The 13,314-nt window shown below is 46.7% G+C and carries 12 protein-coding genes; 6 read left to right on the top strand and 6 right to left on the bottom strand.

The features are described from left to right. Positions 1-104: 104 nt before the first annotated feature. The gene (locus tag Q0J41_RS01455; RefSeq protein WP_296225232.1) at positions 105-1,406 is read right to left on the bottom strand and encodes a beta-carotene 15,15'-monooxygenase; all 1,302 of its coding nucleotides are present in this window, start codon (positions 1,404-1,406) and stop codon (positions 105-107) included. Positions 1,407-1,416: 10 nt separating this feature from the next. After that, on the bottom strand, positions 1,417-2,103 hold the full coding sequence (locus Q0J41_RS01450; protein ID WP_296225230.1) for a Wzz/FepE/Etk N-terminal domain-containing protein: 687 nt from the start codon (positions 2,101-2,103) through the stop codon (positions 1,417-1,419). A 290-nt stretch (positions 2,104-2,393) separates the two neighbouring features. Between Q0J41_RS01450 and Q0J41_RS01445 the strand changes: the two genes are divergently transcribed. The 4 genes from Q0J41_RS01445 (at position 2,394) to Q0J41_RS01430 (ending at position 6,722) form a co-directional block, all read left to right on the top strand. Continuing rightward, complete coding sequence (locus tag Q0J41_RS01445) at positions 2,394-3,107, top strand: IspD/TarI family cytidylyltransferase (protein ID WP_296225228.1); 714 nt, start codon at positions 2,394-2,396, stop codon at positions 3,105-3,107. Positions 3,108-3,117: 10 nt separating this feature from the next. Next, complete coding sequence (locus Q0J41_RS01440) at positions 3,118-4,176, top strand: NAD(P)-dependent oxidoreductase (protein ID WP_296225226.1); 1,059 nt, start codon at positions 3,118-3,120, stop codon at positions 4,174-4,176. 64 nt (positions 4,177-4,240) lie between these two features. Beyond that, positions 4,241-5,377: an acyltransferase gene (locus tag Q0J41_RS01435; RefSeq protein ID WP_296225224.1), complete on the top strand. Its 1,137-nt coding sequence runs from the start codon at positions 4,241-4,243 to the stop codon at positions 5,375-5,377. Between the two features lie 88 nt (positions 5,378-5,465). Continuing rightward, a complete protein-coding gene (locus Q0J41_RS01430; RefSeq protein WP_296225222.1) occupies positions 5,466-6,722 on the top strand; it encodes a C39 family peptidase in 1,257 nt (418 codons plus the stop codon). A 66-nt stretch (positions 6,723-6,788) separates the two neighbouring features. On the opposite strand, the gene Q0J41_RS01425 is transcribed toward Q0J41_RS01430, so the two are convergent. From Q0J41_RS01425 to Q0J41_RS01410, 4 genes are all read right to left on the bottom strand, one after another. Further along, on the bottom strand, positions 6,789-8,441 hold the full coding sequence (locus Q0J41_RS01425) for a hypothetical protein (protein WP_296225220.1): 1,653 nt from the start codon (positions 8,439-8,441) through the stop codon (positions 6,789-6,791). A 476-nt stretch (positions 8,442-8,917) separates the two neighbouring features. After that, a complete protein-coding gene (locus Q0J41_RS01420; protein ID WP_270851026.1) occupies positions 8,918-9,367 on the bottom strand; it encodes a VanZ family protein in 450 nt (149 codons plus the stop codon). A gap of 109 nt (positions 9,368-9,476) precedes the next feature. Then, complete coding sequence (locus Q0J41_RS01415) at positions 9,477-9,905, bottom strand: GtrA family protein (RefSeq protein ID WP_296225216.1); 429 nt, start codon at positions 9,903-9,905, stop codon at positions 9,477-9,479. Between the two features lie 137 nt (positions 9,906-10,042). Then, a complete protein-coding gene (locus tag Q0J41_RS01410) occupies positions 10,043-11,851 on the bottom strand; it encodes a hypothetical protein (protein ID WP_296225214.1) in 1,809 nt (602 codons plus the stop codon). A gap of 205 nt (positions 11,852-12,056) precedes the next feature. Here Q0J41_RS01410 and Q0J41_RS01405 point away from each other — a divergent pair, with 205 nt between their 5' ends. After that, positions 12,057-12,764, top strand: a complete 708-nt coding sequence (locus Q0J41_RS01405) for a VanZ family protein (protein WP_296225212.1) — start codon at positions 12,057-12,059, stop codon at positions 12,762-12,764. A gap of 131 nt (positions 12,765-12,895) precedes the next feature. After that, positions 12,896-13,075 (top strand): hypothetical protein, encoded by a 180-nt coding sequence (locus Q0J41_RS01400; protein ID WP_296225210.1) that lies wholly within the window; start codon positions 12,896-12,898, stop codon positions 13,073-13,075. Positions 13,076-13,314 lie beyond the last annotated feature (239 nt).

Here is a 13,314-nt window from a genome sequence, read left to right as displayed (position 1 = left end):
ATAAGTTTGGTAATTGGATGATCCCTGCACCCGCAAATCATCTCTATCTGACTAGTGTGAGCTGGAATGCATTTTGGCATTTCTCGACTTGCAAGCCCCGGACTTCAGTCCGAGGTTGGTTGACTGTCTAAAAATGCTTTTTCAGCCCTAAATGTAAAGGCTGGTATAGTTGTCCCGGCGAAAGTTCTCTGCTCTCTGAGGTCGTTTAAAGTGGCATACCAGAGAAGAGCCATGGCCATTAAGTAAACAGGGTTGGTGGAGATGTTGGAAATAATGATTTCGAGCAGCAATAAAATACTGATCGGCAAGAGATAACGGCGGCTTGGAGCAAAGAGGGTGGTAAAGAAGGGCACCAGGAAGTAAAGGGCCAGGTAGAACCCGCCGGTAGCCATTAAGGTGGTCAGCCCCATGCTTAGGCCGTTGTTAGCCCGGTGGAAGGCAAACATCTTGATCATGGCTCCTTCGTTGCCAAAGCCCACTCCGAAGATTGGGTTTTGACTCCAGAGAGTCAAGCCGATGCGCAGGTCATCCACTCTGACTGAGTAGGAAGAGCCACCGGATTTTCTGATCCGGATAACGATGACCCCTAAGACCAGCAAGAGCAGGAAGATAGGGATGACAATCTTTAAGTGGAGCTTACCTTGCGCCTGCAGATATTGCAAGAAGGAAAGCAAGACAGCTAAAGCGCCAAGTAGGATTGCGGTTGCTGACAGGGTTGTCAGCAAGGTGATCAAGATAAGGCCAATCCGCCAGAAGGTCTTGGACTTTTTGCCGAAAAGCTCGATGATCAAACCGTTCAAAAGGAAGAGGGTGTAGCCTGGAGCTTCAGTGAAGATCCCCGTGTTTCTGATTACATGGTGGCCCAGGTACATTTGATCCTGTAAGGGCTGGTGGAAATAAAGGTAGCAGTAGCTGGTTGTAAAGTGGGGGTTGTTGGCCCAGTAGTAGTTGGTATCAACGGCACCGATCCGCAGGCCCAGAATACTGCCAAAGAAGTAAAAGAAGAGCGATACGCCAGCCACGATCAAGACAATGTTGGCATAGCTGTCCCAAATGAGCTGCCCCATATTATGCCGGCAGTAGACAAAGGCAATTAAAAGAGCAGCTGTCAAAGGTAGGCAAAGGTTGGAAAAGTACTTAAAAGGGTTGATCTGCGAGAAAAAGATAAAGACAAGCAGGTAGCAGACTGTCAAAACGATGAAGGACAAGTCCTTAAAGTTATAGGAATTAGTCACCAGAACCAAGAGAAGCCCAATCCCTAAAAGCAGGTAGCGGTAGCTTCCGATTGGGATAAAAGCTCCCTTTAAGTAGTTCCACATGACTGTCGTCGACATGACTGACAGGATGACGATGATATAGGCCATTACCGCGAAGAAGCGGTCACCGGCTGATTTGATAGACTTCACGCTAACCTCCTTATCGGTAACTTCTGCGCAGGTGCCAGTAAATTGATCCCCAAGTTGCCAGCAAGAAGCCGGTTGCTGTACCGATCGCGGCTGCAAACTTGACATTCGGGTAGCTCTTGATGACGCTGGTCTTGTCCTTGAACTTGATGGACTTGACCAGGACAGTTGGCAGGATTGGCTTTAAGTACTTACGCCTCTTCTTTTTGGTTGGCATGGCCTTGCGGCCCCGCTTGTATTCAAGTTTGAATTCTTTCTTGAAGTTTTTGGCCACAACCTTAAGCGCCTTTTTGGCTTTTTTAGGCGAAGAACTAGTGACAGTCAAGGTATAAGTGTTGGACCGGGGAGTGGAGCAGACGGTAATATTCTCGCGCAGAGCCGTTGGCGAAAGGTTGCCGATTTCATCGGTAGTGTGGTCGATGACACCAGGGCTGATAGCAATATTTTGAAAGCCGTTAGCAGCCTGCTCATTTTGGCTTCTGGCCTGCCGCTTGGTAAAGCCGCCTTGCGTGATTTTACCCTTGGCCACGAAGTCCGTGCTGGCGGTATATCTGGCTGGAAGCAGGTAGTTGGCGGTCACGTAAGCTAGGCTGCCAAACAAGGCTGTGCCGATAATGATCAGCAGCAGATTCTTCCAGATCAGTTTGGCCAGCTCTTTTAAAGTGAGCGTGGTGTCAGCCTTACTGTAAAAATTGTTCACCTAGATTTCCTCACATTCTTATGCAGATGCATTGGATAAAAAAGCATGCTGGTTTGCACAATACTAACTTCCAAGTATACCACAATAATTTTATTCTTCTTTTTAAAGAAATTTAAAAAATACGGAGAAAGAAGGAAGGAAAGATCTAAATAGGCGGATTGTTAATTCAGTTCAAATGCTGGATAGATCTGTTAAAATGAAAGTAATGGCTAGATTTTTGCCGATATTGAATAAAAGAGCTGCATTGAAAGCTTAACAGTAAAGCTGGAAAACGGCTGAAGGAGTAAAAAATGGTAGTAGCATTATTGACGGCAGCTGGTGTTGGTTCACGGATGAAGCAAGATATTCCTAAACAATTCATGCACGTGAACAACAAGCCGATTATCATTCATACGATGGAGGCTTTCCAGAAGCATCCCTTGGTTGACGCAATCATGGTAGTTACCCTGCCGGCCTGGATGGATGTTTTGAAAGTTTATGCCAAGCAGTTTAACATCAGCAAGCTTAAGTGGGTCGTGCCAGGCGGGGCAACAGGCCAGGAATCAATTCACAACGGCTTGGAAGTCCTGTCCAAGGAATTAGGAGATGATGAAGTCGTCTTAATCCATGACGGGAACCGTTGCAATGTTTCCCAGGAAATCATCTCTGACAGTCTGGCTACCTTTAAGGAACACGGCAGCGCGATTACTGCTATTCCATGTGTGGAAGCAGTTTTCCGCAGCGGTGACGGCGGCATTTCTTCAACTGATTCAATTCCGCGTGAGCAGCTTTACAGAACGCAGACGCCACACGTCTATACCTTGGGCAAGCTGCTCTGGGCTCATGAAGAAGCTGGCAAGCGCGGCATTACCAACACGGCCGCGACCTGCACTTTGATGCAGGCTTTGGGAGAAAGAGTCTACTTCTCCAAGGGGTCAGAAACCAATTTGAAAATTACGACGGTTGACGATTTGATGATTTTTGAAGCCCTGCTTGCTACCAAGAAAGATGAGTGGCTTAAGTAACGAGGTAACGATGAAGTATACTGAACAATATTGGGATGACGTAGACCGCGTGCAAAAGGCAGTTCCGAATCTGGAACTGCTTTTTGGTAAGAACTTATTTATTACTGGTGCAACAGGGATGATCTGTTCAGCCTTAGTTGACGTCTTGCTCTTGCTGAACAAAAACAGGGATGCTGGTATCAAGCTGGTCCTGGCCGGCCGCAGCCGCGAGCGGATGGCAGCCCGCTTTGCCGGCTTTAAAGAAGGAAAAGACTATGCCTTTTTCCAGTACGATGCCACTAAAGAAGCAGATCTGAATGTAAAAGCTGACTACATCATCCATGGGGCAAGCAATGCCAATCCTTCTTACTACGTCAGCCAGCCAGTTGAAACGATGCTGGCCAACTTCAATGGCCTTTACTCCCTGCTGAAGATGGGTAAAGAGCAAGGCACCAAGCGCCTCTTGTATCTGTCTTCTAGTGAAGTCTACGGGAATAAAGATAATAATGATCCTTTTAAAGAAGCAGACTATGGCTTTTTGGATATTTTAAATCCCCGGGCCTGCTATCCAAGTGCCAAGCGGGCGGCAGAAACTCTGTGCGCCTCCTTTAGCCAGGAATATGGCCTGGAAACGGTGATTGCTCGGCCGGGCCACATTTACGGACCCACTATTAGCAGGTCTGACAGCCGGGCATCCGCCCAATTTACCCGCAATGCAGTCAATCAAGAAGATATCGTTATGAAGAGCGCGGGCCAGCAGTTGCGGTCCTACTGCTATACTTTAGACTGCGCGTCGGCGCTTTTGACCATCCTGCTTAATGGCGAGAATGCCAATGCCTACAACATTTCCAACCGGAATTCCGTTGTTACCATCCGCCAGCTGGCTGAAGCCCTGGCCAAGGCGGCAGGAACTCAAGTAGTTTTTGAGAACCCGACGGACGCGGAGAAGAAAGGCTACAACTTGATGACTAATTCCTCTTTAGATGCTGAAAAGCTGGAAGCCTTGGGCTGGCAGGCTGAATTTTCTTTAGAAGAAGGGGCCCAGCGGACGATTGCTGGCCTCAAAGCTGAGCAATCACTTCAGTTTTAGAAAAATGAATAAAGCGTTTGATGGTTATGCATAGTTTTAGATAAAATTATAAAGGATAACTATTTTGAATATAAGTAAATGGCAATTCTCACGCCGAGACACCAAGGCGATGAAGGGCATCGCGATTTTGCTGATGCTGCTGCATCATAGCATGGCTTTTCCCGACCGGATTCCAACCAAATACCAATTTGCTTTGCCGGCCGCGGCTTTGAAGCATTTGCAGATGGTTGGCAGTTTCGGCAAGATTTGCGTGTATATCTTCATGTTCCTGGGCGGCTTGGGCCTTGCTAAACAAATTGAAGCTCACAAGTTCCACTTGCTGAGGAAAATTTGGAACTTGTACCGGGTTTACTGGCGCGTATTTTTCGTGTTCGTCCCGCTGGGCTTCTTATTTTTTAGTCAGCAGCCGCGGTATTCGCGGGCATTTATGTGGAATCGTTTTGCTGATTTCTCTTTTAGCAAATTCATTCAGAATTTGACCGGCTATGCGTCAACCTACAATGGAGAGTGGTGGTTTGTCCGTGTTTTTGTAGCAGCAATTATGCTGGGCAGCATCTACTATTATTTGACAGAAAAGATCAATAACGTCTATGTGGAAACCGGCCTAGTTTTGCTGCTGTCCGTCTTTACGGTCAAGTTCCTGCCGGCTTTGACCAAGCTGGTGCCGTTCAATAGCCTGGCTTCCAGCTACTTGTGGACCCAGCTCTTTATGCCTAATGCATTTATCTGCACCTACTTGTTTGGGATCGTTTTTGGCAAATATGATATCTTCAGCAATCTCCGCCACCTCTTTAGCGGCTATACGGCTCTTTTGCGGGCGGTGATTGGAATATTGCTGATAATATCAGCCTTTTACTTTCAAGAAAAAGTATTTGGCAATGTCAGCGATATGATGCTGATCATCACCCCGGTCTTTATGACGGGCTGCCTCTTGTTGCTGGATCTGGCAAAGTGGCCGCGGAAGATTTTTGAGTATTTTGGCCGCTTGAGCACAAATATGTGGCTGACTCATACCTTCTTCTGCTACTACTTTTACCCGTTCGTGGTCGCGGTTTTCTGGTCAAGGAATCCTGTAGTAGCTTATCTGACTTTGCTGGCCATAACGGTTTTAGCCAGCCTATTTTTGAACATGTTTTACTGGGAGCTGGAGAAGCTGGGAAGCAAGCTGCCAGCCTGGCTTAGAATAAGGAAAGCAAGATAGCGAGTCTTGCCAGAATATAGATATTCACTGTTTGTTTAACCGTGTCGTTAGAGTTTTTATCTATTACATGCAATAAGGAAATGGAAAAGTGAAAAAAGGTTATAGCTTATTGTCTGCTCTTCTGCTTGTGGGCGGCTTGACCGGCTTTGCGGCCACTAAGGCTCAGGCAGCGGAAAAGAGCGGTTTTGTTACGGAAAACAGGGTAACGGTCTACTACGATGCCAGCGGCAATTTGGCCCATGGACAAAAGAAGATTGGCGGCAAGTGGTACCTGTTCGATGATGAAACCGGCGCGATGAAGACCGGCTTCCAGACGATTGCTGAGCAAAAGAAGACCGTTTACTACGATGCCAATGGCCGCATGGTTTACGGCAAGAAGAAGATTGACGGGCACTGGTATTGGTTTGCTGACAAGTCTGGCGCGATGAAGACCGGTTTCCAGACTGTTTCTAAGAAGTCTTACAAGACGGCCCACAAGTGGGTAAAGAAACGCGGCAAGTTAGTTAAGAAGAAGTACAAGAAAAAGACGACTAAGAAGTACAAGACTTATTACGCGACAAACGGCCAGCTGCAATATGGTGAACAAAAGGTTAATGGCAAGTGGTACTACTTCAGCAAGAAGACCGCTTATATGACTACCGGCCTGCAAACAGTTGGTAAGTCTAAGAAGTACTATGCTTCAAACGGGCAAAGAAAGACCGGCTACCAAAAGATCAAGGGCAAGGGCTACTACTTTGACAAGAAGACCGGCGCAATGTTCATCAAGAAGTTTGCCTTTGTTGGCGGCCGAGACTACTATGCTTTGTCAAACGGCGTCCTGCACGCCCCGACTTGGCACAGCCAGTTTATGCCAATCTACGCGCCAGAAGGCTGCGCGGTTGCTTCTTCAGCAACTCTCTTGAGCATCAAGAACCGGTCCTTCAACATGAGATACGCCTATAACAACCTGCCGCAATACGGTAGTGTTTACTCAACTGCCAGCTTCCGCGGTTTGCTGTCAGTATCAAGCTTAACCAACTACATGAAGAAGTTTGACAGCGGCTTTACCAATATTACTGGCAGCAGCATGGCGAAGATCGAGTCAGTCGTAAAGAGCGGGCACCCAGTGCTTTACTACGGCTTCTCAAGCTACGAAACTTACTTCCGTAGCAAACATCATGCTAAGGTAATTGCTGGGTACAAGAACGGCCGCTTCCTGGTTTACGACCCATGCTACTACAGTGCTGGCAGTGGCTCCAGCCACAGAAACGCCTACGACTACGGCGCTATTGCCTGGGTTTCAGTTTCAACCGTTGCTAGAGAATCAACTGGTGGTTCAAACAATGGTACGATCATGATGAACTAATCGGCTATATTCAAAAAGAGTACGTGATTTTCCACGTACTCTTTTTCTTATGTTTTGGTATTATGTTTACTTCGTTCGGAACTTGACCAAGTAGATAAGCAAAGCGAGCCAGCTGAAGATGCTGATGACTATGCTCAAGTAGAAAACAGGACTGGCCTTGTAGCCAACCGTGATAGTATTTTGCCCGCGCTTGAGGCCGACCACGACCGTCCCCCGGTTGCCGCGGTGGAAGGCATGCTTTTGCCCATTGACGCTGACAGTTGTGTGCTTGTAGGCAATTACTGGCAAGTCAACATCAGCTGCTTTTTCGCTCTTGACCTGGTAAGTAATTTGATTGGCTTTGATTAAAGGACTCAAGGTTAAAGTCTTACCATTCAAGTAGGCTTGGTGCATCAAAAGAGAATTTTGCTTTTGCAGGCTGGTCAGTGAGCTTTTTGGCATATAGTCAAAGGCACCGAAGAGAATCTTGTAGTTGAACTGGTTGTAATAGTTGTAATTACGCAGACGTTTGAATGGTGCTGGCTGGGTGCTGTTGGCCGTAATTTTTGGCATATCTTGAACATGCTTTAAGGTGTCCTGGTAAACTGACAGGGAACTAAGGGAGAAGAGGGCCATGAAGACTGCTAAGCTGCAGCTGAGGGTGAGCTTTTTCCGGCCAGCCACATGTTCTTCAAGCACATCGTCACTGCCCAAGGCAAAAAGGATGGTCAAGAAGAGTGAAGCGTAGGAAAGGTAGCGGGCAGTCAGCTGGAACATTTCAAATGGCGTGCCGGCAGTGAGCTTCCATGGAAAATAGCGGGTGGCCAAGAAGCAGGCAAAGAGGCCTAAACCGTAAATGATCCAGTTTCGCCGGCTCTTGATAAAGGCCCAAGCAGTAAAGATCGTCAACATCAGCATGAAGCTCAGTTTCCAGCCCTTTTGAGCAGAGAAGGAGTTGAGGAGCAGGTAGAGTGGCTCCATGGTGTAGCTGATGCCTGGCTTGGCGCTGGAGAGTCCTTGGCCGATAAAGTCAGTAAAGAACGGTACAATTACTGGCAAAACCAAGAGAACGCAAACGCCGGCAGCTAAAAGCAAGGATTTAATCCGGTCTTTGCTGATGCCGCGGCTGGTAATCAGTTTGATGATAAAAAGGATTACAGCAAATTCCAGACTCAAAAAGACAGAGAGGATGTGGGCATAAGCGACCAGCGCCCCGCCGATAGCCAGGAGGTACCATTTTTTCTTGTCGCCCCACAGGACTTCATAGATGCCCAGGAAAAGCAGGGGCAGGAAGGTAACAGCCAGGTATTCGCCAAAGACTGCCCCGCCCAGATAGAGCCGGTAAGGGGCAAAAGTATAGACCAAGGAGAAAATGAAGCTGGCCAGGGACTTCTTTGAGTATGACTTCATTGAGAAGTAGCTGATCGCTGCCGTGGCAAAAGTTACCAGTGCGTACCAGGCGTAAAAGGCATTGACCGGAGATAGGACGAAACGTAAAAAGGCCCAAGGGTAAAAGAAAATGTAAGGATAAAAGAGGAAGGAAGCGGCGCCGGTATTGTGAAAAGTTCTGGCCGCGATAAAAGTAAAGAAGGAACCGGACTTGAGGTTCAAGTAGATTTCTTCTACCCGTGAAGCGTGGAAGGTCCAGTCTGAGAAGGCAAAGATTGCCTTAGTGCTGGCCAGGTAAAGGGTGGTCAGCAGAGTAACGAAGAGGAGCAGGCCCAGGTATAGCAAATTCAATTTACGGGGATTGCTCTCGCCATTATTGTGGAGATTGTTTTTTACATCCAATTTAGAAATACCTTTCTATTCTTGATGAAAAAGATAAACCAGTAGCTTGTATCGGCATGGTCAATGAAATTAAGGAAAAGCAGGTGCCTAACAAAGGTCAAACATGCTACTTCGGTAACGGCTGAAGTCTCCCCAGCTAATTGTAAATTTGTTCTTTTTCATTAAGCTTTCCTTTGTTATTGTTTCTCCGCCGCATCTCTTCTGAAAGCACCGCCTTTTGACGAGAGGGAAAGTATAGTTGAATGCGGAGGAGTTAGTATTTTTTCCTTTCTTCAAACTGTAAATTTCAAACAATAGATATTATACGATTTTTAGCCGTTTATGATAATTCGAATTTAGTAATTGTTAATCAAGTAAATGCTGAAGATGAAAAAAGAGTGCCGGGAAAGCACTCTTTTTAGTAATTAGTAAAATGTATTAGCGGTTTAGTTGACGGCCCGCTTAGCCCATGGCCGCTGAAGCAAGAGGATCAAGCCGATCCCGAGTAAGTAGCCGGCAATGTCGAAAGGAAAGTCAGTTGGATCGAATTCCCGGCCGGGAACCAGCAGCTTGCTGGTCTGATCAAAGAGAGAGAAGGCGGCGGACAGGGCCAGGGCTGACCAGGCGTAGCGCTTTTGCCAGCGACTGAAGAAGTAGCAGGCACTGGCGCCGAGCAGGAAATACTCAGCCGTGTGGGCCAGCTTCCGCATCATGTGGTAAATCGGGTACTCAGCCATCATAGTACCGGTCAAGTGAAAATGAACCTTCTCAAATAAGTTGACGAACTTTAAGGTCAGCTGGGCTGACTGGCCGGAATTCTGGAAAGTCAGGCCGCTGATCAAGAGGACTGACCCCAAGCATCCTAAAAAGGCCAAAATTATGTTTCTTTTCCGCATTTTCACCCTTCCTCTCTGGTTAAACTGACTTCAAGATTAACACGAAAATGTATTAGTTGAAACTTTTAGCCGGAATAATTACCATTTCTTAGCAATTAATCCAGATAGATTATTCTAAATCCTTGGATTTAAAGATCCAGAACTTGCTGGCCACGTAGTTGACAATAACGACAATCACATTGGCCAGGGTCTTGATGATCATGCTGTTTAAGTGCATTTGTTCAGCAAAGATGAACATGATGGCCATGTCTAAAAGCGCAGTCCCGATTCTGGCCGCGAAGAAGCTGGCGATTTCACTGGCGTATTCCTTAAAAGTGGATGCCTGGCTGTGGAAAACCCACTTGCGGTTGGTCAAGTAGGCAAAAACGATTGACAGGAACTGGGCCATGATCGTTGCTGGCATGATGTCCCACTTGAAGACGCTGTTGCAGAGCCAGTAGGAGAAGATGTTGACCAGGGTAGTTATGACGCCCCAGAAGACATAGGGGATGATATCCTTGTACTTGCCCCATAATTCATTGATTTTTTCATTGTCCATATTTGTTTTTCTTTCTTCTGCTGATAACGATTTTTCAAAAATTACGTAGAAAATGATAACACAAATTGTACGGGGATGCGGAGCAAAGAAAAAGCCCGCCAGCATTGCTGACGGACTTTGCAGGTTAGTCTAAGGAATTACTTCTTCTTGGAAGTTTTCTTAGTGCTCTTCTTGCTTGACTTCTTAGCAGTCTTTTTCTTAGTTGACTTCTTCTTAGAAGACTTCTTCTTAGAAGACTTCTTGGTAGTCTTTTTAGCAGTTTTCTTTTTTGAAGTTACTTTCTTACTACTAGCTTTTTTAGCAGTTTTCTTCTTTGAACTTACTTTCTTACTACTAGCCTTCTTAGCTGCAGTTTTCTTGGTAGACTTCTTGGCAGTGGTCTTTTTAGCCGCTTTCTTCTTAGTAGTCTTCTTAGCTGCGGCCTTCTTAGCTACTTTCTTCTTGGCAGCTTTCTTAGTAGCCTTCTTAGTAGATTTCTTAGCTACTTTCTTCTTGGCAGCCTTCTTAGTAGATTTCTTAGCTACTTTCTTCTTGGCAGTCTTCTTAGCGGTAGTTTTCTTGACAGAACTTGCCAATACCGCCTTGGTGTACTTGCTGCCGTGTGAATTCAACTTCGCGAAGTTGTTTGAAATGGTTGCCAGGTATACTGGTGCGTTCCGGAACCATGCCTTGTGCAGGCCAAGGTCCAACTTGTAGACTGGCCGGTTTTGTCCGCTCAAGGTATCTGGAATACCGCTGTCCCCAAGGTCGAGAACATTGATGTAAGTGTTGTTGCTTGCCGTCAAAGTGTTAACCTGGGCTGCAGTGTCAAGCGGTGAGTAGCGGTAGTGAACGGGCGCCATGTGCTTGTAGTAAGTTGGTGTCGTGTTGGTAGCTACTGCCGTGTTTTCAAAGGTAGTCCCAGTAACGCTGATATTCTTGTAGTGGGACTTCTTGCTAGTCTCGTCGATGCTGTGGTTGCCAACGCTTGCCCCATAAGGGAAGCTAGCCCGCTTGTCTAAGCCGTTAATCATGGCCCCGCCAGTCAAGCCATTCTTTTCTGGCCCAAAGTAGCAGTTCTTGATCGTGGCGTTTTGGGTGCCGGCCCCGTCATACATGTTCTTGCCAAAAATTGATTCGTTGACGTTAGGGTCACCGCCCGCGTCTGCCTTGGTAGCAACGCCAAGTTCGATAGCTTCTGAGTAGACGCCGTGAGGATCCTTATTTTTGGTGTAGATAGCGTTCCAGCCGGCCTGGTTGAAGCCAGAACCAGCATAGCCGTAAAAGCGGCAGCCGTCCCAGGTGATGTTGGTGCAGCCCATGACGTCAAAGACGTGGCGGTTGTAGTAGTGGACCTGGTGGAAGTTCATGTTCTTGAAGGTCACGTTCTTGGTGTGTAGCATGGAAACCTGCAACCCACCGTTGTAGTCAGAGCTTACAACCCCTTGGGAGTTGACTGAGCCTTGAACAGAGCCGTAAACGTTCAAGTTGGAAATGACTTGGTTCTTGTGGTCGCCTTTCACCGTCCAGCTTGTTCTGACCGTTTCCGGCCAGTCAGCGTTCCAGTCGATCTTCTTCTTAGTGCCGTAGCGGCGGTTGATCATCATTTTGGTTCCATTGAAGTCAATGTTGCCAGTTGACTTGCCGGTGAAGTCAAATTTAACTCCCCGCATTAACTTCAAATCGGCGTCCTTTGGAAACTTGATCGGAGTGGAGTTTTCAAATTTGAATTCCAGCAGGGAGTCTCTGACGAAGACATTTTGACTGAAGAACTTGTCAATATCTGCTTGGCTCTTGATGACGTACCGGCATTCAGCATCAGTTGGCACGTAAAAAGCCTTGGCTTCGCCATTGCCCGGTAGCAAAGCCTTGAACTGGCTGGTCTGGGCAGCACTGGCCGTTAAAGCCAAAGCTAAAGCCCCGGCAGCCAGCATTTTCTTCCCAGAGAAGAAGTACATTCTGTTCATAACTTTTTCCTTTCCAAAGAAAAGCCTTCAAATCTTACAATATGTTAGTTAACAACATTTGCTGAGAATATTATAGAACACTAAAAGTCAGAATGGAGAAGAAAAATCATATTTATTTTAATATGAAGACTATTAATTTTTTGTGGTCGCTAAACGATTGGTATAAAATATGTAGAAAGAAATTTGTAAGGGGAAGTGAAAAAGAATGTATCATGAACTGGCTTTGCTGATCCGATTTGTGGTCATTGCTGCGTGTGTTTTGGCAGGCTACTGGGCCATCCGCACGGGCAACTCATTTTTGCGGCTGGTAGTGACGGTTGTTTATGGCTGTGCCTTGATCTACTATGTGTTTGCCTCAAGAATGCTGACGGCTGCCGTCTACTACTGGCAGCATCCGGCCCAAATGGCTGCTAGCTCAGAGGTTCTGGAAGACCCGGCCTTTTGGAAGTGGGGTCTGAAAAAAGTCTTTGCCAGCTCAAATTATGGCGGCCGCTACGGCTTTTTGATGAATGTTCTGCTTTTTGTGCCCTTGGGCTACATTATTCCATCCTGGTCCAAGTGGCTGCATAGCATTATGATCACTACATTTATGGCCTTCTGCCTGTCTTGGTTTATTGAACATTTTCAGAGGATGACAGGGCTGGGGATTTATGATGTCAACGACATGATCGCTAACACCATGGGTGCCTTCTTAGGAGCTGTAGCGATCATGCCGACCTTGTGGATGCGGGACATCCAGGTCAGAAAACTTCGTAAGGCTCGGGAACGCGCGGAAGCTGAAGCCAAGGGAGAAGCAGAAGCTGCCCGCCTGGACCGGGTCAGCCGGCAACTGGCCAACCCAACTGAAAAGGTACCGAAGGTTAAGATGAGCCGGAAGGACTACCGGCAAAGACACGGCGACCAAGCCGATTAAGGAGCAAATCATGTTGCTGCGCGCGGTTGAGCTGCATAACTTTCGCGGTTATCGCAATTTTAAGCCGAAATTCGCCCCCTTGACCAGTCTCTTGGTGAAGGGGAAGTGGGTAAGAAGACGTTAAGCAGTACATGCATGACTTGATGCAGAAGCGCCACCAGAGCTGGAGTAAGGATAAGACGGCATCTAAGCTGATGGAGCAGATGGATTTAGCCGATTTGCAGGACTACTATGAAAAAGACGGGCAAAAACACCGGGAATTAGTAGAATACTTTTTGCAGATTGACCGTTTTATCGATAGGTTGGCATAAGCCGCTAAAAACAAGTTAAGAGCTATTTTCACCAATGGACAAAGAACAATTTGTTCATTGATATACCTAGGGCTGATTAAACAAGGATACCCCATGATTTCAATCTGGGGAAGAATTGTACTTTCAGCCCTTTTTCCTTTCTACTGTATTCACTAAAACAAAGATGATATAATAACAATTGAAAGAATGGAGGTGAAACCATTGGAACAATCAATTACCATCAAAGCAAAATTGCTCAA

It is taken from the genome of uncultured Lactobacillus sp. (assembly GCF_944327175.1).
Lineage (GTDB): Bacteria > Bacillota > Bacilli > Lactobacillales > Lactobacillaceae > Lactobacillus.
This window is presented reverse-complemented; position numbering and strand designations above follow the sequence as displayed.

What these genes read in the sequence shown, in the direction of transcription:
- Q0J41_RS01445 (WP_296225228.1), top strand. Translation starts at nt 2,394, where the DNA reads ATGGTAGTAGCATTATTGACGGCAGCTGGTGTTGGTTCACGGATGAAG.
- Q0J41_RS01440 (WP_296225226.1), top strand. Translation starts at nt 3,118, where the DNA reads ATGAAGTATACTGAACAATATTGGGATGACGTAGACCGCGTGCAAAAG.
- Q0J41_RS01420 (WP_270851026.1), bottom strand. Translation starts at nt 9,367, where the DNA reads ATGCGGAAAAGAAACATAATTTTGGCCTTTTTAGGATGCTTGGGGTCA.
- Q0J41_RS01415 (WP_296225216.1), bottom strand. Translation starts at nt 9,905, where the DNA reads ATGGACAATGAAAAAATCAATGAATTATGGGGCAAGTACAAGGATATC.
- Q0J41_RS01410 (WP_296225214.1), bottom strand. Translation starts at nt 11,851, where the DNA reads ATGAACAGAATGTACTTCTTCTCTGGGAAGAAAATGCTGGCTGCCGGG.
- Q0J41_RS01405 (WP_296225212.1), top strand. Translation starts at nt 12,057, where the DNA reads ATGTATCATGAACTGGCTTTGCTGATCCGATTTGTGGTCATTGCTGCG.
- Q0J41_RS01400 (WP_296225210.1), top strand. Translation starts at nt 12,896, where the DNA reads ATGCATGACTTGATGCAGAAGCGCCACCAGAGCTGGAGTAAGGATAAG.